Origin of the sequence: Microcoleus sp. Pol12A5, from assembly GCF_036701435.1 — a bacterium.
Lineage (GTDB): Bacteria > Cyanobacteriota > Cyanobacteriia > Cyanobacteriales > Microcoleaceae > Microcoleus.
Window position 1 is genome coordinate 35,898 of sequence record NZ_JAUBQU010000015.1, and the last position, 20,944, is coordinate 56,841.

General features: G+C 45.8%; 18 protein-coding genes and 1 pseudogene. 8 read left to right on the forward strand and 11 right to left on the reverse strand.

Annotated features, from left to right (window positions below):
• Positions 1–36 precede the first annotated feature (36 nt).
• Together QUA45_RS06350 and der are read right to left on the reverse strand one after the other, a co-directional pair.
• Positions 37–276 (reverse strand): annotated as a pseudogene (locus QUA45_RS06350) (four helix bundle protein); the annotation flags it as partial.
• 231 nt (positions 277–507) lie between these two features.
• Positions 508–1,869: a ribosome biogenesis GTPase Der gene (gene der, locus QUA45_RS06355; protein ID WP_333219979.1), complete on the reverse strand. Its 1,362-nt coding sequence runs from the start codon at positions 1,867–1,869 to the stop codon at positions 508–510.
• Between the two features lie 356 nt (positions 1,870–2,225).
• Here der and QUA45_RS06360 point away from each other — a divergent pair, with 356 nt between their 5' ends.
• Positions 2,226–2,813, forward strand: coding sequence for an acireductone dioxygenase (locus tag QUA45_RS06360; protein ID WP_333171966.1), 588 nt, complete (start codon positions 2,226–2,228; stop codon positions 2,811–2,813).
• A gap of 92 nt (positions 2,814–2,905) precedes the next feature.
• On the opposite strand, the gene QUA45_RS06365 is transcribed toward QUA45_RS06360, so the two are convergent.
• From QUA45_RS06365 to QUA45_RS06380, 4 genes are all read right to left on the reverse strand, one after another.
• Entirely contained in the window at positions 2,906–3,724 is an 819-nt protein-coding gene (locus QUA45_RS06365; RefSeq protein ID WP_333171965.1) for a hypothetical protein, read from the reverse strand.
• Between the two features lie 428 nt (positions 3,725–4,152).
• Positions 4,153–4,626, reverse strand: a complete 474-nt coding sequence (locus tag QUA45_RS06370) for a DUF732 domain-containing protein (protein ID WP_333171963.1) — start codon at positions 4,624–4,626, stop codon at positions 4,153–4,155.
• 209 nt (positions 4,627–4,835) lie between these two features.
• On the reverse strand, positions 4,836–5,450 hold the full coding sequence (locus QUA45_RS06375; protein ID WP_333171961.1) for a cupin domain-containing protein: 615 nt from the start codon (positions 5,448–5,450) through the stop codon (positions 4,836–4,838).
• Positions 5,451–5,597: 147 nt separating this feature from the next.
• The gene (locus tag QUA45_RS06380) at positions 5,598–6,167 is read right to left on the reverse strand and encodes a sigma-70 family RNA polymerase sigma factor (RefSeq protein WP_333098499.1); all 570 of its coding nucleotides are present in this window, start codon (positions 6,165–6,167) and stop codon (positions 5,598–5,600) included.
• Positions 6,168–6,790: 623 nt separating this feature from the next.
• Here QUA45_RS06380 and QUA45_RS06385 point away from each other — a divergent pair.
• From QUA45_RS06385 to QUA45_RS06395, 3 genes are all read left to right on the forward strand, one after another.
• Positions 6,791–8,005, forward strand: a complete 1,215-nt coding sequence (locus tag QUA45_RS06385) for a DUF4331 domain-containing protein (RefSeq protein ID WP_333219981.1) — start codon at positions 6,791–6,793, stop codon at positions 8,003–8,005.
• A 95-nt stretch (positions 8,006–8,100) separates the two neighbouring features.
• Complete coding sequence (locus QUA45_RS06390) at positions 8,101–9,507, forward strand: hypothetical protein (protein WP_333219983.1); 1,407 nt, start codon at positions 8,101–8,103, stop codon at positions 9,505–9,507.
• 261 nt (positions 9,508–9,768) lie between these two features.
• Positions 9,769–11,274, forward strand: coding sequence for a HoxN/HupN/NixA family nickel/cobalt transporter (locus QUA45_RS06395; protein WP_333219984.1), 1,506 nt, complete (start codon positions 9,769–9,771; stop codon positions 11,272–11,274).
• Positions 11,275–11,394: 120 nt separating this feature from the next.
• Here QUA45_RS06395 and QUA45_RS06400 read toward each other — a convergent pair whose 3' ends face one another.
• Together QUA45_RS06400 and QUA45_RS06405 are read right to left on the reverse strand one after the other, a co-directional pair.
• Positions 11,395–11,832: a DUF6918 family protein gene (locus tag QUA45_RS06400; protein WP_333040283.1), complete on the reverse strand. Its 438-nt coding sequence runs from the start codon at positions 11,830–11,832 to the stop codon at positions 11,395–11,397.
• Between the two features lie 370 nt (positions 11,833–12,202).
• Entirely contained in the window at positions 12,203–12,385 is a 183-nt protein-coding gene (locus QUA45_RS06405) for a hypothetical protein (RefSeq protein WP_333098504.1), read from the reverse strand.
• A gap of 372 nt (positions 12,386–12,757) precedes the next feature.
• On the opposite strand from QUA45_RS06405, the gene QUA45_RS06410 reads away from it, so the two are divergent.
• From QUA45_RS06410 to QUA45_RS06420, 3 genes are all read left to right on the forward strand, one after another.
• Entirely contained in the window at positions 12,758–14,389 is a 1,632-nt protein-coding gene (locus QUA45_RS06410) for a Ycf66 family protein (protein ID WP_333219986.1), read from the forward strand.
• Positions 14,390–14,728: 339 nt separating this feature from the next.
• Positions 14,729–16,195 (forward strand): cobyric acid synthase CobQ, encoded by a 1,467-nt coding sequence (gene cobQ, locus QUA45_RS06415; RefSeq protein WP_333098506.1) that lies wholly within the window; start codon positions 14,729–14,731, stop codon positions 16,193–16,195.
• A gap of 68 nt (positions 16,196–16,263) precedes the next feature.
• Complete coding sequence (locus QUA45_RS06420; RefSeq protein ID WP_333098507.1) at positions 16,264–16,500, forward strand: 2Fe-2S iron-sulfur cluster binding domain-containing protein; 237 nt, start codon at positions 16,264–16,266, stop codon at positions 16,498–16,500.
• A gap of 51 nt (positions 16,501–16,551) precedes the next feature.
• Here QUA45_RS06420 and QUA45_RS06425 read toward each other — a convergent pair whose 3' ends face one another.
• Positions 16,552–17,886 (reverse strand): hypothetical protein, encoded by a 1,335-nt coding sequence (locus tag QUA45_RS06425; RefSeq protein ID WP_333098508.1) that lies wholly within the window; start codon positions 17,884–17,886, stop codon positions 16,552–16,554.
• Between the two features lie 95 nt (positions 17,887–17,981).
• On the opposite strand from QUA45_RS06425, the gene QUA45_RS06430 reads away from it, so the two are divergent.
• Positions 17,982–18,767, forward strand: coding sequence for an SDR family oxidoreductase (locus QUA45_RS06430; RefSeq protein WP_333219988.1), 786 nt, complete (start codon positions 17,982–17,984; stop codon positions 18,765–18,767).
• 328 nt (positions 18,768–19,095) lie between these two features.
• Here QUA45_RS06430 and QUA45_RS06435 read toward each other — a convergent pair whose 3' ends face one another.
• Positions 19,096–19,875 (reverse strand): photosystem II S4 domain protein, encoded by a 780-nt coding sequence (locus tag QUA45_RS06435; RefSeq protein ID WP_333219990.1) that lies wholly within the window; start codon positions 19,873–19,875, stop codon positions 19,096–19,098.
• 238 nt (positions 19,876–20,113) lie between these two features.
• Entirely contained in the window at positions 20,114–20,938 is an 825-nt protein-coding gene (locus QUA45_RS06440) for an SWIM zinc finger family protein (RefSeq protein ID WP_333219992.1), read from the reverse strand.
• Positions 20,939–20,944: the final 6 nt, after the last annotated feature.

Sequence of the window (20,944 nt, forward strand, 5' to 3'; positions counted from 1 at the left end):
TTAACTTGGCAATTTTTGTGGAAATTTGAGATTTTTTTATTTGCGATTTGCTGTTGGGTTTTTAGCAATTAAAGTTTTGATGGAGGCAACTGTCATCGCTAAAATTTCATTTGTTTCTGACATGATACTCCTAAAACTAGCGACCTCTACTAATTTAGCTTCAACTATCAGCTCCATCCAGTAAAGACATTCATCTGCTTCTTCTTCCACTATTCTGAGTTTGGCAATTAAGTCTGCTGTTGACCTAGCGCGACAAGCTGCTCGATAGTTAGCCCCGACAGAAGTTCCTCAACGAATTAACTGCTTGCCAATTACCTCAGAAACGGTATTTTTGGGCAGTGAACTTACTAACTTAATCACTCTTAATGCTAGCTGCTTCGTTCTTTGTTTAAACTCTTGTTCGTTCATCGGATATTTAGATTTTAGATTAAAAAATTTGCTGTAATTGGCAAGCGATTATATCATATAACCGCCTTTTTTCTTCAATCTAAAATCTAAAATCTAAAATTACTTGACGCGCAGTGCTCTGTTTGTTGTACTCATTTCTGTGGCACGAACTTTTTTGCCTCTCCAAAGTAGTCGCATTGGTGTACCGGTAAAGCCTAGGTGTTTGCGGAATTGGCTTTCCATGTAGCGGCGGTAATTTTCGGTGAAGCGTTTGGGATCGTTGACAAATAGGGCGATTGTCGGTGGCTGCGATCGCACTTGAGTACCGTAATAGATTTTGCCTTGTTTTCCTTGGCGGGTAACTGGGGCTGAGTGCCAGCTTGTGGCTTCTTCTATGACTTCGTTAATCACGGCGGTAGTGACGCGGCGCTTGTGTTCGTCGGAGGCTTTGTCTACTAATTCAATGATTTTTTCAACTCGCTGTCCAGTCATGGCGCTAACAAAAATCATTTCTGCCCAGTCGAGGAAATAAAGTCTGGTTCTTACTTCTCTTTCGTACTCGTAGATGGTGTCGGAGTCTTTTTCTACGGCATCCCATTTGTTGACGACTATGATGCAAGCGCGACCTTCTTGGCTGATGCGATCGGCTAATTTTTGGTCTTGATCCGTAACGCCGTCAATTGCGTCAATTACTAACAGTATGACGTTGGCGCGGCGGATGGCTTTGAAAGCGCGGTTGATCCCGAAAAATTCTGCGCCGTATTCGACGTTTTTCTTTTTGCGGATTCCTGCTGTGTCGATCAGGCGGTAGGTTTTACCGTTCCGTTCTACTAAGGTGTCGATCGCGTCGCGGGTTGTGCCGGAAATCGGGCTGACTATGGCGCGATTTTCTCCGAGAAATGCGTTTAACAAACTCGATTTGCCGACGTTGGGACGACCGATAATGGCTACTTTAATTTCCTCAACTTCTGGTAATACTTCTGTGGGAAGGTAAGTAATTAATTTGTCAAGCAATTCGCCGGTGCCGTTGCCGTGAATGCCTGAAATTGGGTAAGGTTCTCCTAGTCCCAATTGCCAAAAGTCTGCTGCTTGGGTGAGTCCTGTATTTTCCGATTCGCACTTGTTGACGGCGAGAATGACGGGGACTTTTTGCAGTCGCAGCCAAGATGCGATCGCTTCGTCGCCACCGGTGAGTCCGGTTTTTCCGTCTACTACGAAAATGGCTGCGCTGGCTTCTGCGAGGGCCGCCATTGCTTGTTCGCGAATTAAAGGCAGAAATTCTGTTTCGTCGTCGAATACTAGCCCGCCGGTGTCTACGACTTGATATTCTCGATCGCCCCAGTATGCTGGTCTGTAAGTGCGATCGCGCGTGATTCCTGGTTCGTCGTGGACGATCGCGTCTTGGGTGTTGGCTAAACGGTTGACGATCGTCGATTTGCCTACATTGGGGCGTCCAATAATAGCAACTATAGGTAGAGACATAAAAGTAGCAGCAATTAGGCTGCGCCGTAATTTTGAGGTTTAGTCTTGTATTGTAAGCTAATCTGACCGGAATTTTATAGATTGAGCCTGTGTTTCTGTCTTTTCATGCTGTAGGCGCTGTTTTACCGATCGCCCGTTTAAACATCGAACCCTAAAAAATAGCCACATCCTATGGATCTGCATTCCCAGCCAGACTCTGAGAATTAGAAATAAAACTTAAATAACTCAACAAATCATCTCATGTTTGGTAATTCTTTGATGATTGTGAAGGTAGATATAGGATTTTAGCGATCGGCTATTATTGGAAATAAGCAGGAGTTTAGTTTTTGACGAAAGCTTAAAACAGCAGCTTAAAAATGGAAACTAAATTTCCCTCAAAGCTCAACACATTAGGTGGTAATATGGCTGTTCTGCAACTAGAAGACGGTAGAACATATACGGATATCCGGGCGATCGCGAGTCAACTGGCAGTTTTAAATATTGAGATCGATTCCCTGCCCACAAACGAAAATCCGGCGTTTCAAGAACTGCTCGTTCAAGACATTCTCAATGTTACAGAAAAACAGCAGATTCTCGCAGCCTTTAATAGCGAGTTTGAACAGTTCAAGCGCGCCAGCGGATATCGGTGGTGCGACTTAAAAGTGCTGCATCCAGGTTCGCAGCAGATTTACGCGCTGATGACTCAAAGCGATCGCACTCATACCCACACAGATGCAGAAGTTCTTCACATTTTAGCTGGGGAATGCGTTTTTGGGTTTGTGTATTCTAACGGCTTTCAGGTACAATTAATGCTGCAAGCTGAAGAATACATTAAAGTTCCTGCCAATACCGAACATTGGTTTTATCTCACTCCGTCTCTGTACTTGAAAGCCTTGCAGTATTACACCACTGCTCAAGGTTGGGTTCCTCAGTATACTAACAGGAAACTAAAAATTAAAAACTAAATGTAGGGTGCGCTTCGGCGCACCTTCCTGTATCAAAATAGGCAATTAAAATGGGGACTCAACAAACAAAATCTCTCTCTAAGAGACTAAGATTAAATGCTCTCTGCTTCATGAGGTGTGGCCATTTCAATTTCTTCGCAACGCTGCAAAAGCGCTTCTATTTCCTGAGCCAAAAAAATCACTTCCGGCCAAGAAGAGCCGTTAATTAAATCTTGAGCGTGAGCTAATTTGTTTCTCAATGCTTCTGCTGACTTTAAAAAACGCTCCCCATAGCGTTTGGATTTGAGCCCCAGCCGATCGACTATTTCAGCAGAAGTCAGGATTAAATCTCGCTTGTCGCAGAATTGCAGGTAATCGATTAAGTCAATTGCTTCATTTCGCGATCGCCCCAATTCCCAAAGGTGTTTTGCTGCTAAGATGCGATCGGCTTTCAGCAATTTCTGCCAAGAATCTTGGGGAAAATAAATCCGCACGATCCGCAATAAATTCATTTCCAAAAGCGTCACTAATCCAAACAGCAGCATCCGAACCGGTGCTTTTTGCAAATCGCCACAGGTAACAATCCCGTTGATCCTGTTGCTTTCCAATACAAATAATCTCGGTTTTTCTCGCAACAGCGGCAGCAATTCCATCAAAGGAGTGGCGGCGGCGATTAATTGTGAGGGGTGAAAAATTTGCTGGTAGTCGCTGCACCTGCCTTTACCTAAGTGCGATCGTTCTACATAGCCGCAAACCGTGCCGTTTTCTTCGATCCCGATCACGTCAAAATCGCGGGCTTCCATCCACGATCGCAATTTGGCTGCATCATCGCAAGCTGGGACAGATTTCAACGGTTCCGCGAGGTATTTAACTGTAATGCTATCTTTGAATAAATCCCGCAAGTCGGCGGAACTTGATTTTAAATGTTTCATCTCATGTCCGGTAATTTCATTAATCGTTGCGCGACAAGAGGACAATTCATATTGTAGCTGCAAGTGAAGACGCCGTATTACCGTGGGAGAATCTCAGTTTTGTAAAAAGGGTTTTTTAGGAGTGCGATCGTCCTTGCACTCCTGTAAAATCCAAACTGAGATGCAGCCTTACCCAAGGCGTGTCAACAAACACGTTAAACCCTCAGTCTCGCAGCGCTTGAAACCCCTACCTCAAAGCGAAAGTCCTCTTGCATAGGACTGAGAAAAATACTTTTAAACTTATTCTTATTAGTCCTCTTCAGAGGACTTTAGCTATGAGACAGGGAATTCATTCCCTGGCGGAATGCCGGGTGAACGGGAGGAATGGCGGACTAAAAGCTTAAGTTGACACTAATATGCCTTACCATGTCCCTACAGATTTCATGATATTACTTACTGGCTAATTCCGGGCAATAATGATTGGCGGCAAGGGTGGTAATAATATCGGCATCGGCGAGAAAACTTTCTTTGAGACTTGGATTGTCGATACTGGCAGCTTGCCCGATCGCTTTTAATTTAACTTCCGGCAGAGAAACTCCAGATTTTGCTTCCGCACACATTCTTTTAGCGGCCGCAATTTTTTGACCGGGCGCCCTTTGGATTGCTTGCAGTAAATTGTCCGTTGCTTCGGGAGAGTAGCTTTTTGCTAAGCGTTTGTAGTCTTCGAGAAATTTCCCATCGTTTCCTGTCAGCTTAATGTCGGATTCTTGAGGCGAACACAACAAATTTAAGTTAATTACTTCGCCCGCTGAATTAACAAGAAAACATCCTTCGCGTTCTTGGGCGATCGCGCTTTGGTTGCTGGGTACAAATTGTATAATAACGGCGGACAGAACAGCAGTTAAACAGGAGTGTTTTAGCATGGGAATTACGTGATATATTGGGAATTTTTAACCGCATAATGCGGAGCAATATGGCGTTATTGAGTTAGAGCGTGTCCGGTAAATTAACCGAAATACTTGGAAAGGCTAGTTTCAGCAACCCTCTATAATTTCTACTAAAAATCGGCATACATAAACCAGCCCCGACTAAGCGAAAAGAAATCATTGCAGGGAAATCAACCGACATAATATCAGACGAACATTTCGTTGTCTAGGGAAGTTTTCATTAACAGCAAACATCCCCCTCGTGTGAGGGGCGAATGTGTGGAACCGGGAACCGATCGAATGTAGTCGCCTTGATGGCAAATTTCCCCTTCTACAATTAAGTCTCCTTCTAATACAAGCACTTCCTCCGAGGCAGCGTGTCGGTGCAGGGGAAATGTTACTCCAGGTTCTAGTCGCATCAAGCAGGTAAGTTCGCGCTTTTTTTTGTCAATGTAAAGCTTGCCGAACGAAACTCCCGGAACTTTATAAGATTGCCATTTGACCTCGTGCGATCGCACGATTAAAGAGGGAGCATTGTTTTCCGTTGGGCAGGTCACAATGGGCTTTAAATTGACTGATTCTGTCGGGGTTGGCTGCTGTTCGGCTATGCGCTGGAACAGGCGGTTTTTGAGGTCGGGTGGGACGGGAACTGGGAGGGCTGTGTAGGCGATCGCGGCAATTGCCGCTTCAAAAGCTGCTAATTCACTTGTCAGTTCTGCGGACTCTTTCAATTTCTCTGCAAATGCGCCGCGTTCTGACTCGTCGAGGGTATCGAGAGCTTGAAGGGCTGCAAGGATTTTATACTCCTCGTCTGGCATCATTTCCATCTGTTTTCCGCCATTAATTGTAATTCAGCCTAAGTTGATTTTAAATTTGAGATTGGTCGGCTGCCCTCGCACTCAAGATAGATGATGGGAAATGGTAGAATTTTAGATTGTTAAAAAACAAAATTTAAGTTTTTTGACAGTCTAAAAAAATTGTTCGCTCAAAGCTTGACGCAATTTGGAAATACCCAATCGAATTCTGGTTTTGATTGTACCTGTCGGGATACCAGTTTTAGCTGCGATCGCCGTGCAAGTCAGCCCTTGGTAGTAGGCGAGTTCGATCGCCTCTTGCTGTTCTTTTGGCAGTTTTTCTAAGGCTGCTTTGACTTGTTCGCTGCGTTCTTTAAACATTGCATCTTCCATCGGTTCTGCAACGCTAGAGATGGGTATTTTCGCATCTTCCAGACAAGCTTCAGCAGCCCGAACTGTTCGCTGCATCGCTCGCAGGCGATCGAGGGAACGACTGCGCGTAAGCATGAACAACCAGGTATCTGCTCGACTGCGAGAAGGATCGTAAGTTGCTGCTTTTTGCCAAATTTGGGAAAAAACATCGAGTACAACTTCTTCAGCTTCTTCTACCGAACCCAGAATTTTGTAAGCGAGAGCGTAACTTGGGCGACCGTAGCGATCGTAAAGTTTAGCTAATGCCGTTTGGTCTTTCTGGGCAATCTGCACTAAAAGCAGCGATTCATCGCCTGACTTCTGGCCTGTCATTTCAGTGTACCCAAAATTTTTGTTTTGACGGCACAGATCCAAAATTAAAATTTCGGCGTATATCACTACAGAACATAATTGTAAGTTTGAAGTCTGAGGTACAACCTGGAGTATGCCTTTTCAGGCTAATTTTGTCGTGCTTTGAATTTTTAAAATCCCAAGTTATCTTGAATTTTACCACCTGATTAGTAATTTTTTTGAGACTTAACAATCCGCTTGATGCAGAAAGAAGAAATGCGCTCAGCCTGAACAGTCAAACCAGGGCCATTTAATCGTTCCTAAGCTTGGGAATGCTCGCTGCCAAGCAGAGCCTGGGAACCCATATAAGCGATGCTCTGGTTCCACTAGATCGAATGAGGCTCTGTCTCGGATCGGGCATTCCCAAGCAGAGTCCGGGAACGAGTAAATCCTCAATAACACACTTTTTTACATAAATTAGTCTGGCAGCACAGATCCAAAATTGCCAAACCTTCGTATACCACCAATAGGAGAAGGCTCAGCAACAGCGCAAAAACGCCACAGGTTGACAGATTTCAACCTGTTGCTACAAAAGTAAAACCCGCGACTGCGGGGTATTTGCCATTGATTTGTGCAAAAAATTCATTGAAATAAAGGTGCTAATTGTGAAGCTCACAAAAAAAATTCGCCGAACCATACTAGCTATTGAAGTAGCTCTAATTGCTCTATTAACTCCAGGGATAATTGTCGCTTCCGACCACGACGACGGCGAAGTAGATATCAAAGGTCGCGCTGTAAATTTAACTGACCTGTACGTATATCGCGAAAAAGACCAAAACTCCGGTGCTGCGGACGGGGATGTAGTATTTACCATGAATTCAAATCCCAGGTCTGTTGCCCGTTATCAATATTATTTCAGCACTACAGCCCTCTACCAATTTCACATCACCCAGGTAGGTGACGTGAATTCTACACCTACTGGACGCTCTGATATTATCTTGCGGTTTGCCTTCAGCCCGCCTAACAATCAAGGTATGCAAGCGGTAGCTGTAACGGTTGTTCGCGGTGGCTCGGAGACAACTACTAAGACTACAGTTAACGGCGGGTTAATTGCCACAACTCCGCTGAATTCTAATGCTGTTTTGAATACAGTACCTGTGGGCGGTTCTAACTTGACTGTATTTGCCGGTTTGCGGGAAGACCCGTTTTTCTTTGATGTGGAACAATTTTTCCGAGTCCGCGCTGGGGCTTTAGGAACGGGGCCGAAAGTAGGTTTCAAGCAACCCAACCAAGCTATCGACTTTACTAAAGGTTACAACGTCAATACAATTGCCGTGCGCGTTCCGAAAGCGTTTTTGCAAGCAGGAACTGGGGCGAATGTTTTTGATGTTTGGTCAACAGTTTCGATTCGCGATGGAGCTGGCGGTTTCAAACAATTCGAGCGTTTGGCGAGACCTGCAATTAATGAGGGTTTGATAGTTACTCCCGCTTATCTGGAAGCATTCAATAATATTCCTCCGAGATCGGATTTGAGCGCTGCTGCTGCTCCGGTGCGGCAGGAAGCTGTTGCTACCCTGAATGCTGTGGATCTTTTGGACGGCAAGGATAACGTCGATCCAAATGCGATCGCTGGAGCTTTCTTACCCGATGTCATGCGGATCGATACCACAAAAACCAGCGGCTACGCTAGCGCTACAAATGCTCAAGGAAGTTTGATCGGAGGTCGTATGCTGATGGACGACGTTATTGATATCACTCTGGGAGCTTTGGTGGGTTCTCCGGTTGGCGATAACGTTTCATATAACGGAACTCCGGGAAATCCGGCTCAGGGACACAAACCTTTAGAACCGACTTTTCCTTATTTGGCTTTGCCTAATTAGTCATTAATCCTTAGTCATTAGTCATTGCTTAGTGGCTAATGACTGATCGGAGATGCTTTTTTTAACCGCAGATGAACGCTGATTAACGCGGATGTATGAAAACAAAAATAGGACAAGGAATAAAATCGGATGTTTTCGGGTGGTGGCTGCTGATAGTGGTTCCTTTAGTTGGAATAGTAGTAGTAAATTTATCTCCTAATTTGCGTTTTATTTCCGATAATTTTCCTAACAAAAACCCCAAAAATCTAGATACTAATTACCGCTATCATTTCTCGGAAAGTTTGAGAAATAATCCCAATCAAAAGGAAGCAATTGAGCAAGAGATTGCTTTTTACCAGCAGCGATTGGCTGTTGATTCCCGCAGCGGTTTGAACCGGGCGGCGCTGGCGGGATCTTATTTGAAAATGGCTCGCGCTACTGGGGAGGGAGGTTGGTTTTTATTGGCAGAACAAGCGGCTCAAAGGTCGATCGCCGATTTGCCTTTTGACAACAAAGGTGCGCTGTTAGTTTTAGCTCGAATTGCCGAGGCCAGACATGATTTTGCTACTGCTTTGCGCTTTGCTAAACAGGTGGGTTCTGACAATGAAGATGCGATCGCCCTTTCAGTTACATCTCACTTAGCCACGGGTAAAGTGAGCGAGGCAAATGCAGCCGCAGAAGCCTTAGTTAACCGGATTCCTAACTTGGGTTCTCTCACTTTAAGAGCTTTAGTGAGAGAGTCTCAGGGCCGAGATGCTGAGGTTTTGCAGGATTACCGCCAAGCAATGGCGGCGGAGGAACCGGGAGAGGTTGCTGGTTCGGCGCGGGCCCGATCGCTCTTGGGTCGATTTTACGCGCGTCGCGGGCAGTTTGTGCAGGCGAAAGCGCTGTTTTTGGAGGCGCTGCGGTTGGTGCCGCGATACCCGCTGGCGCTGATTTATTTGGCGGATTTGGAGACGCGGCAGGGCAATTATCGCGAGGCGGAAGGCTATTACAGCAAGGTTTCTGCGTATTCTGGTGGGGTTGCGACTGTGTTCGATCGCATTGTCGATCGCGGTATGGCGAGAGTTAAAGAGTTCGAGGGAGATGCGATCGAATCCCGGCGACTTCGGGACAAAGCAGAAGCTGGGCTGCGACAGGAACAGGTTTCTGGATCTACCGGTTTTGGCCACCGCAGGGATTTGGCAACTTTGCTGCTGGAAAAAGGTCGATCGCAGGATGTTGCGGAAGCGTTGGCGTTAATGCAGGAGGAGGTGAAAATTCGGCGGGATGCGGTGACGCTGGATACTTTGGCTTGGGCGCTTTCGAGTGCTGGGGAATGGCAAAAGGCCGATCGAGTGATGGCCGAAATAATACGATCGGGGATTCGGGATGCGGGGATGTTTTACCGGGCTGGTGCGATCGCCCGGACTTTAGGAAAGGATACCGAATCTCGCGCTTATTTTCAAAAGTCCAAGGAAATTGACCCGAGTTTTGACGATCGATCCCGCCAAGCATTGGGCTTGGGAAGTTATGAATTTTGAGATTAACTAATAGCAGCCATCCTGCCAAGTTCGCTATTCCGTCAATCCGCCAGGGGTTGAAACTCCTGGCTAAAAGCTTAAGTCCTCTTGCATAGAACTAAAAGATTTGAATAAAAAGTAGAAAATCTTTTAGTCGGTTTCAACCGACTTTCGCTATGAGACGGGGATTTCAATCCCCGGCGGGCTTGCGGGTAAGCGCGCCGGAAAATGCACAACAAAAACAAATAATTCATCCAAAAAATACTAACTAAACAGGTCTTTATGCCGTACAAACTTAACCGAATATCAAAATTATTCATCCTATTTTTTCTAACACTTTCATTCTCACTAACAACCTCAACCAGACCAGTTTACTCGCACTGGTCAGACTTATCCGTAGCAGAAATAGTAGTCAACGATTTGCAAACCGAAATAACATTAACATTCCCAACCGGCTTAACAAACTTCGCCGACGACAATCGAGACAGCCAGCTACAACCTGCTGAAGTTCGCAGCCACAAAACACAGCTAGAAAAGTTTTTCAGCCAACAAATCCGCCTCACCAACAGTAGCAACATTCAAGGCACCGTAGCAGTAAAACCGCTAGAAATAGCAGCTAAAACCGCCAGCTTAATCCAGCAGCCGAATACCCACAGCACCTTAATCTTAAACTACATCTGGCCCGCACCTTCTCAAGATAAAACCCCCCGTTTACCTGACTCTGTTTCCATCTCCCAACCAGAGAAATTGCGTATTAATTACAATCTGTTTTTGCCCGAAGTTCCGACAGCTAGCTGCCAAGCTACGATTGTACAAGCCGGTGCTGTAAAAAGCTTTGTATTTACGCCACAAAACCGGGAGTTTTTGTTAGCAGGAAAGGAATCTATCTGGGATTCGGGTTGGAGTTTGCTGCTCGCAGTAGCGGGAGCATTTGCTTGGGGATGCGTGCACGCGATGTCGCCCGGACACGGAAAAACTATAGTCGGCGCTTATTTAGTGGGTTCGCGGGCTACTCCGATACACGCTTTATTTCTAGCAGCGACGACTACAATTACTCACACGGCCGGCGTGTTTGCGGTGGGCGGAATTACTTTGTTTGCTTCTAACTTAATTGATCCAGAAAAATTAGATCTTTGGCTGAGTTTAATCTCAGGTTTATTAGTAGCCTTCATCGGGCTTAACTTACTATTATCAAAAATCAAAACAAGGTTGGTAGTGAGGAATGAAATTGTCAAAAAAATCAAAAGTAAAATTTTTAATAATAAAAACTGGTTGCTAAGGACTAAAGTCTTTACTGCCGAATGTGAAGAACCAGTAAATCTTTTGAGTAGAGGAAGTTGGGAGCGAGAATTTAAGCCTGTAAAACCCGATATATCTCACCACTACCACCATCACGGAGACGGCCGGATTCATTCGCATTTGCCTCCCGGTGCTGACGGTTCTGCTATTACTTGGAAAAGCTTATTAGCATTGGGAATTTCCGGCGGTTTGTTGCCTTGTCCTTCCGCTTTGGTGATGCTGTTGAGCGCGTCGGCTTTGGGCAATGTTGGTTTGGGAATGACGCTGGTGGTAGCCTTTAGTTTGGGATTGGCTTTGGTGCTGAGTGCGATCGGATTGATTTTAGTTTATGCCAAACGTAGTTTTAATAAACTGCCAAAACAGATAACAGCAGTCAAATTTCTGCCGGCGATTAGTGCGATGTTTGTAATGTTTTTGGGGTTGGGAATTACCGGACAGGCGATGTTGAAAATATTGGCTGCAAATCAGTGGGTAATTGGCAATGGATAAGCATAAAATTAGGACTCTCCCTCTTAGCTACAAACTTACGAATAAGTCTGATTGTAGATACCCGATTTCTGGAAGAAGCCGGGTATCTGGGTATCCTGTTTTTTAGCCGTTGCTCACTTATCAGGCCGCACTATGTTTATTAATAATTTGGGCTAAATCCGGTACTCCCTTTTCTACGTAAGTCTTAGCTGAGGGGCGGAGTTTGGCATAGGCGCCTTTAACCATCCCTCTTGTGCTTTTCTCGACCCTTTTGTCACTTATCTGGAGCAATTCGTCTGCTACTTCACCTTTTCTTTGAGCAAAATATTCGACTGGGTTGCCATTGTTTACGGCTTCAGTCCACATCGGATCGAGTGCGATCGAGATTTCTGGCAGAAGTTGATCGACGACTTGGGCGCAATAGTCAGCCCGTATCCCCTTGACAGTAGAGTAGGCAGCTTTAAGAGCCATACCACCCAATCCTGACGCTGCAGCAACTTGTTGGTCTATCAACTTTACACAGTCATCAACAAAAGTTTCTCTGTGGTTTTCATTCAAGAGAATATCGCTAAGTCCCATTTTCACTTTCCTTGATTTAATAGTCAATGTGCTTATTAGCTTTAAGCTCAATCTGACATCATATATCTATTTTGAGTCTTTACTCAAGGTTTCCCAAGTTTTTTAAGGTTTAAATGTGTCTATGACACAACCTAATGTTGAGATTTGTTTAGTATGTTATGGGAATTAATGTTCTATCTGCTACTAATTATTTGCCTAGGGTTTGTAGTCAGGGCTTTAGTCTTTATTAGGTGATATTAATGAGGACTAAAGCCCTGACTACAAACTGATGAGTTGTGAACAGTCACATAAAAAAGAGAACAGGTCGAAAAAAATATTAGAAAGGCTCTGCCTAAGTCCGATCGCACTTGCAGGTATCTTGCACCTATCATTACGATTGGACGTTCGGCTTGAGTGCAGCAGGTACTGCAACGATGGGAAGTTTCTGGGTTTGAGCCGGGCGATCGCTCGATCCCAATACCAAATTTTTCGGTAACGGCGCGGAAGTGCTTAGTCCGGGAAATATGTGAAGCGATAAGGTTAAGCCGGCCGCTAATAATAGTTTTTCTAACATGGCATTGCCTCCAATACATATGCCCTAGGGCATAATTCCTCTTACACCTACAACATATAAACATCCTCAGTGGCTTGGTGCGATCGCACTGGCATAGTTTAAGTGACATCTATCACCGCTGAGGAGGGGGTGATGGGGATGGGGGGTGTGGGGATGGGGGGTGATGGGCAGTAGGGAGCTGGGGGAGAGTGGGAAATCTTTCCTCGCACTTCTGGCGTCAACATCCCTTGAAAGTGTTAAATTCCTTACACTGGTTCGTTGGCAAACTTCCCTACAAATCAAGAATTGTCCTAGAGAAAGAAGCCGTTGAGTCTCTCTCAAAGGTAGAATTAGCGCGTAGAAGTTATTTGACACAGCGGAGGTACCGACAATATGCTTGCATACATTCTGGCGTTGGCGGTCGGTCTAGGCAGCTTCAGTATTTACATGGCGGCCTTCTTTTTTCCAGAAGTGCACCGCAAAAGTGATTTTACCTGGAGCGGGGTAGGGCTTTTTTATGCGTTAATTTTATGGGCTTGTGCGGGACGAATTACTGGTGCTCTCCTGCTTGGTCAAATGGCGGGCGTGGCGATGTTGGGCTGGTTTGCCTGGGAAACTTTGACTTTGCGCCGGCAGGTGACGCCCGTTGCTGAGCAAACGCCGATTCCTCAGTCGGCAAATTTGGCTGCTGCAGGCGTGCCGTTTGCTGGCTTGTTTGCCAAGAAAAAAGAACCCGTAGCGAAAAAACCTAAGTTTGTTCGATCGCCCAAACCGAAAACTGATGTGGTTCCAGCACCCACTCTGGATAAGGGCGAGGTAAAGCTAGAGGAACAGCCGGCGAGTCCCCCCATAGCTGAAAGTATTGCTGAAAGTTCGATCGCTGCGACGGCTGAAAGTGCGATCGCCCCTGAATTGAAAATCCCCGACTCGAAACCACCTGCAATTGCCGAAATACCAGTGTTTTCAGTCGAAACTCTTGCTGCTGAGACTTCACAACCCCTAACAGAATCAGCAGCCAGCAGTTTCACTCCTCCACCTCTACCTCTAGAAATTTCAGAAATAGCCGTTGCACCAAGTGTGGAGCCAGCAGAGGCTCAGCCAGAACCTCCACAGCAGCCAGAAGCAGATGATTTTGACGAGGAAACAGAATGGAGGACAGCCGTTAAAGAGTCGCAGGCTGCAGCGGCAGCGGCGGCGGCCCCAACTCCTCCTACTCCTCCTAAACCAGCTAAAAAATCCGGCGGTTTCGGAAGTCTGTTCGGCAATTTCAAAAATAGTCTCGGCGGTATGTTAGGACTCGGTGCGGGTAAAAACAAGTCTGATGCAACTCCCCAGACGCCAAAACCTTCAGCTACTCCAGAATCGATCGCACCTGAATCTAAAATAACGGCAACTCCTGCACCGGGTATCGACCAAATTCTCGAATCTGAATTAGCCCAGGCGGCTGCAGAAGTGGCAGCCGAAAGTAGCAACACTGCTGTTGAAACAAGCCTGGGAGTGCCGTTTCCCACTGATGTTGAAGCAATGGCCGAGTTGATGGGGGCAGACACCGCGAGTTTTGACAAAATAGGGGAAACTCCGATCGAAGATCGATCGTCCGCTGAAATCGAGACACCGCTGGCTGCGGTTGGTGAAGCGGAAGCAGCAGCAGGCGTACTAGAAGCAGAAGCCCCTGCTGTATCTCAGGAAACCCAGACACCGCTGGCTGCGGTTGGTGAACCGGAAGCAGCAGCAGGCGTACCGGAAGCAGAAGCCCCTGCAGCATCGATAGAAATGACTGTGGTGGAAATTGCAGCGCCTGTAGAGATAGAAGTACCGGGAGAACCTGGGTTGAGCGTGCAGGTGGAAACGGTTTCAGTATCAACGATCTCGATCGAATCAACAGGTGAAGAACTCTCTTCTGAGGCAGAACAAACTGAATTGAGTCCCCCGAATCCCCCCGATCCGAATCTAGTCGAAACTGCTAAACCTGCCGCTGAATCCAAGTCGGAGAAGGTGTCCGGCGAAGATAAGCCGTCATCTTGAGGCAGAAAGTAAAAGGTAGAAACCAGAATTTTTTTTGATTCTGCCTTCTGCCTTCTTACTTTTTACTTTTTACTTCTTACTTCTTTCTTCTGCCCCCTTCCTTCACGCTTGACTTCAGTCTTCAAAATCCATCGGTTAAATGCGTTAAATCCGTTATATCGGTTCCGGTTGCATCGGAATAATAAAATCGAGTCAACATTTAACACTCAACCATTTAGTTTTTAGACTCGCCCGTCAACAGTTAACACTCAACAATCAACAATCACGGACGGTGTAACCGGAATAAATATTAAATCCCTTACACTGCTTCGTTGCCGAACTTCCTTCTCTCTTAATATTATGAAAGCAATTATGGTCGTGGGAACAACATCTCACGCAGGGAAATCTTTACTCGTGGCAGCTTTGTGTCGAATCTTTGCTCGGCGAGGCTGGCGGGTAACTCCGTTTAAAGGTCAGAATATGGCGCTGAATTCCTATGTCACAGCCGCCGGTGGAGAAATTGGTTACGCTCAAGCAGTGCAAGCTTGGGCTGCGGGCGTCGCACCTTGGGTAGAAATGAATCCGATTTTGCTCAAGCCACAAGGAGACATGACTTCTCAATTGATTGTCAAGGGCCGGGCGATCGCTAATGTACGAGCATCTCAATATTACGAGCAGTATTTCGATCTCGGCTGGCAAGCTATTCGGGAATCTTTAGAATTTCTCTGCCAAGAATTTGACATGATTGTGTGTGAGGGAGCCGGTAGCCCTGCTGAGATTAATCTCAAACACCGCGATTTAACAAATATGCGGGTAGCTAAATATTTAAAAGCTCGAACTTTGCTAGTAGTTGATATCGATCGGGGCGGTGCTTTTGCTCACATCATCGGTACTTTGGAATTGCTCGATCCCGACGAACGAGCTTTAATTAAAGGATTTATTATTAATAAGTTCCGAGGACAAAAATCGATCTTAGATCCGGGCCTGACTTGGCTAGAAGAAAGGACGGGAATCCCGGTAGTTGGGGTCATTCCTTGGATAGACGAAGTGTTTCCCTCAGAAGATTCTCTCGATTTGCTCGATCGGCGTTCCCCCAATTCTCAAACCGACATCAATATTTCGGTCATCCGCCTGCCCCGAATTTCCAATTTTACCGACTTTGACCCCCTAGAGTCGGAAACTAGCGTCACAGTCAAATATGTCAGCCCAAAAGACCAGTTAGGCCATCCAGACGCCGTGATTTTACCAGGCTCTAAAACTACAATTGCCGATTTGCAGGTGCTGCGCCAAACAGGTATGGCAAAAGCTATTCAAAATTATTTAATAGCTGGCGGTACAGTCATGGGAGTTTGCGGTGGCTTTCAGATGCTGGGACAAAGTATCACCGATAAAGAAGGCATTGAGGGAGAAAAGGGAGAATTCCCAGGATTGGGATTGCTGCCTTTGAAAACTGCGATGGCACCGAACAAAATTGCGCGCCAACGAATCGTAACATCTAACTATCCTCAACCGGGTTTGCCAGTTTTCGGTTACGAAATTCATCAAGGAAAAACGCAAATCCTAGAGTCAGATTTGACTCAACCGCTATTTGACGATGCTAGTTTAGGCATTGTCAATACTTCTCAATCAATTTGGGGTACATACTTGCACGGCATCTTTGACAACGGAGCTTGGCGGCGAGCTTGGTTAAATCACTTGCGGCAGCAGCGGGGACTCCGCGCATTGCCTACAGGTATTCCTAATTACCGAGAACACCGAGAAGCTCTGTTAGACTCTCTAGCAGATACCGTGGAAAAGCACTTAGATATAAGGCATATTTTAGGTTAATTAGTTGACTGTGGACTGTGGACTGTTGACTGTTGATTATTGTTTGTTAGATTTGAGGTTCAAATTCAATGACAAAAGTTTGTTTTTTACCTGATAACGTGACAGTTGAAGCTGAACCGGGAGAGCTTTTATTAGATGTAGCCAAACGTGCAGGGGTTTCTATTCCTACTGGCTGTCTCATGGGTTCTTGTCACGCTTGCGAAGTAGAAATCGATGGCGGAGATACGATTTGTGCTTGTATTTCCGGCATCCCTTACGGGAAAAAGCAAGTGACAATTAATCTGTATGTTGACCCGACTTGGTAATTTGTTAGTTGACGGTTGACCGTTGACCGTTGACTGACAACTGAAAACTGACTAATTTTTTTGCCATTCTTGCTGTTTCTTGCGAGCAGATTGCAGCCATTTTTGGGATTCGGGATAAACAGTGGTTCCGGGTTTGACAGATTCTAATTGATTGATAATTTGTTGCAACTGGCTGAGGGAGTAACCGGGATTTTGAGAATTCACATCTTTTTGCAAGTTGGCCAACAAGCTTTTAGCTTCTTGCAAGGCTTTTGCAGAATCTTTTTCTGCTTCCAGTCTAATCTGGGTAATTCCTAAATTTTTTTGATATTCAGCAAGTTTAGTTTGAGCGTCGAGATAACCAGGGTTATCGACAGAAATCAATTTTAGTCGGTTAATTCCTTCTTGCCACAATTCTGCTATTTGCTCCCACTGTGCGGCGGGATGGGGAGGTTTTTGGGAGGCGAGGGCGGCGGAGAGAGCAAATTCTTTAGCAGCTTCAATTAAGTTGTCAGCCTGCAAAGAACCGGTGGCGACGCCGCCCATTGCTTGAAAGTCTCTTTCTGCTGCTTTGAGTGTTTTTTTAGCCGTTTCTCCTGCGAGGGTTTCGGCGGGAATTTGATTGAGTTGATCGATCGCACTTTGCCAATTTACCGTCGCTTTTTGTCTATCCGCAGCGGTTTTGGCTTGCTGATACTCCTGTTTCGCCGCCTTGAGAGTTTGTTCGACTTGATTTAACTGAGTAAAAGCATTTTTTTGCTGGAAAATCTGAGCCTCCATCCGCCCCACATTTTTGCGGGCGGCTTCAAATTCATCGAGTGTAAACTGCCAACTGCAGCGGAAAAAAGAGCAGTACCTCTTTGGGTAATAGCCGAGGAACCAGACTGGTAAGGCGTCGAGGTGTTTTTGCGCCTCTTTTGCTTTAATTTCGCCCAAGTCAAAATCTGCGACAGCAGTGGCTTTATTCACCAGTTGATCGGATTGTTCCACAAGGGCGATCGCCTGCCGGTAATTGTGATCCATACTCATAAAACTCGGCAGCAACAATATCGGCATTGTTTTCGCCACTGGCCAGCGAATCATCGGAAATGGCAGATTTAGCAGCCAAATTATCCCCGCAGCACTTCCCAGCAAACTGCCAGCAAAGATGATTTTACCGAACAATCCGGGCGGGCGGTTGGCTTTGACGGCAGCTTTGAGAGCTTGTTCGCTGAAGTTGGGAAATTCGTCTTTCAAGGTATCGCGGATTTCTTCTTTTGAGGCGAAAGTGCCGTTTTGCAAGCGTAATTTCTCTAACCGCTTGATTACCATCCGTCGGTAGACATCACCGGCTAGACTATCCGCCGCCGCGCACTTGTCAACTTCGGCCCGCAAAATTTCAAAAGCTCGATCGGTAAGACGCGCCATAAAACTCACCTATTCCCTTTTAATTATTTTACAGGTTCCCGTGTAAATAATTGTTAAAATATATAAAGCCCACATCAAATATCCGAATTAATTTCATGCCGACTGCTTTAATCACCGGTGCTTCTGGCGGAATTGGTGCAGCCTTTGCCGCCGAATTAGCGAAACGCCAGCACAATCTAATCTTGGTAGCTCGATCCGAAGACAAATTGCAACAGCTAGCTGCTACACTGCAACAGGAATTCAATATTTTAGTCGAAATTATCGTTCAAGATTTGACCGCACCGGCCGCTGGAACTGCTGTATTTGACGCGGTTGTTAAAAAAGGTTGGACGGTTGATTTGTTGGTAAATAATGCGGGTTTTGGCGATTACGGTGCTTTTGCCGATCGCCCGCTTGCAAAACAACTAACAATGGTGCAACTAAATATTGTAGCATTAGTGGAACTATCGCACTTATTTTTGCAGGGAATGCGGCAGCGAAAAGCAGGAAGTATCATCAATGTTGCCTCCATAGCAGCTTTTCAACCGATGCCGTACTTGTCGATGTATGCAGCGACTAAAGCTTTTGTTTTAAGTTTCAGCGAGGCACTTTGGGCGGAAAACAAAGATTTAGGAATTCGCGTTTTGTGCCTTTGTCCAGGGCCGACCGAATCGGACTTTTTCGCAGTAGCTGAATTTCCTAAATCAATGGCATCCAGTAGCGGGCAAAAACTCGTTCCCGCAGCGGAAGTAGTGCGAGATGCTCTCAAAGCTTTAGACAAAAATGAGTCTAATGTTGTCACAGGGGGAATTCCCAATCAAATCATCGCCAATACGCCTCGATTGATGCCGCGAGAACTTTTGGTGAAGTCGGTAGAAAAGGTGTTTCGAGATAAAGGCTAATTATATCAAATCTGGTTGCATCGGAATTAATATTATCCACAGCTTTTGACACCGCAAGCACCTCTGTCCCTAAAATTAATCCGGGTAGGGACTGAGGTGCTTGCGGTATCCTCTATATAATTCCGGTGCAACCAGAAACGGTATTACCAAGGAAGTTCGGCAAGGAAGCAGTCTACGGGATTTAACGGATTTAACGATGTGGTTTATCGGGAAGTTCGGCAACAGATTGTGTACGAGATTTAACCCATTTAACCACTATCGGCAAAAAGGAACAAGGAAGATAATTTCTAATTCCTAATTCTCACTTCCCCATTACTAATTCCGAGAATTACAAATATCGAGTTAACTGGACTCGATAGCGTTCCTTTTTAGTAACAGCAACTTCCCCAATTTCCAATCTTCCCTTGCCCGTAACAGCAATTAAATCTCCCGACTTGACATTATAACTAGCTTGAGTAACGTCTTTCCAGTTAACTCGCACGTCGCCACTATCAATTAAATCGGCCATTTTGCTGCGAGACATTGCGAACCCAGCCGAGGCGACAGCATCCAATCTCATGGATGCTTCAACGGTTGTCATTTCTTTCTTTTTGGGTTCTCTAATTTTGAGTTCGCTTAACTCAATGCGCCGCGTTTGTACAGGAACCGATCGCACTTGCTGCAAACTCATCTCCAAATACTCTACCATCTCCGGCATGACAATGGCCTGCGCGCCGCGTTCTCCCAAAACAATCACATCGCCCGTTTTCTCGCGGACAATTCCCGTACCCAACATCGCCCCCAAAAAGTCGCGGTGAGAAGCTGTATCGAACAAGAAATTGCCAGCAATCTCCACCGCAGCAACGTTAACGCTAGCAGAGTCGATCGGGATATCCGATCGCGCGATCGCAATTCTTTGTCTTTCAGCTTGCGGGTAGCCGCCCCAAGCCACTAATTCCACGTCTGTTAAGCGCTTAAATACCGTCAGAGTGTCCGCCAATTCTGGAGGCGACAGAAAATCAGTCAGAGTAATTTCCCAAGTTTTAATTGCTTGTTCCGCTTGGTCGATCGCCCGCGCCACACATTCGCGGTTTTCAATGCCTTTTAACAGTTCTTCTCTTGGTAACATCAGTCAATTTTAGATTCTAATTTGAAATTGCCAAAGTTTGCTGTAACTAAAAAGTCTACTTTTTTAACAGTCGCACTAACTTAATTATAGTCTAAAATCGTCAAATAACGAGCTTATGATTTTAGTTGCTGGTAAAGCTGATATGATGAGCACGATTATTGTACCAAATCTATGAAGTCTTCAAGTTAAAGTTTTTGCAAGAGCTCGATCGAGTATGGCAGCAAAATTGTCCACCCAACTACTTATTCTTCTTCACCCGCAAATACAGTTCTTCCATCGCCTCAATAAACGAACCATCCTTGTGCCAAAACTGTGGAAAATCTCCTTGTTTCTTCACCACGATCGCACTTACCCCACTTGGCGCTGCCACCTCAATCGTCTGCGGCAATCGCTTCGCACCATGCCAAAACTCTTTCAGGCTGACCGTTTGCGCCTCACTGGCGATCGCCTGCGTGTAATAGGAATCCACCGCCACAGGGGCCGCTGCATCCGCTGTTAACTCGGCAGAAAGCGCCATTCCCAAAGGCGTTTTTGCCAATTCGCGGTGCAGCACTTCCTTAGAAAGCCCCCGTAATTCAAACAGTAAAAATGGATCTTTGTCCAATTCAGCCGCCACCAAATAATAAACTCCGGCAATATGTTTGCAGGGATTGCTATAGTCTGGGCAAGAGCAAGTAGTCTTAAAGTCCTCGCGGCTGCTGGGTAAAAGGTGCAATCCGAGGGGTGCAAAAGCCTTTTCAATATTGTCGGGCATTTCGTTGAGCAGCAGCCGGGAAATGAAGCTCGCTTTTGATGCCATTTGGGCGATCGCCATTTGCCACTTTTCCTGACTAATTGGCTCAAACTCAATTTGAGTTGTGTACAGAGGCTCCTTATAAACCCCAAAATAAGGATTAACCGAGCCTCTCACCTGTGCCATCACTAACCCATCATTCATGCCAAAGCTTTTTACCTTGCCGTTTCGTGCATAGGAACGTCCCCGCCCAAGTCGCCCAGAATCTGTAAATCTTTCTAACGCATCGATAAATTTATTGCCCCACCAAGTCCGAGTAAATTGTGACATCTTTGA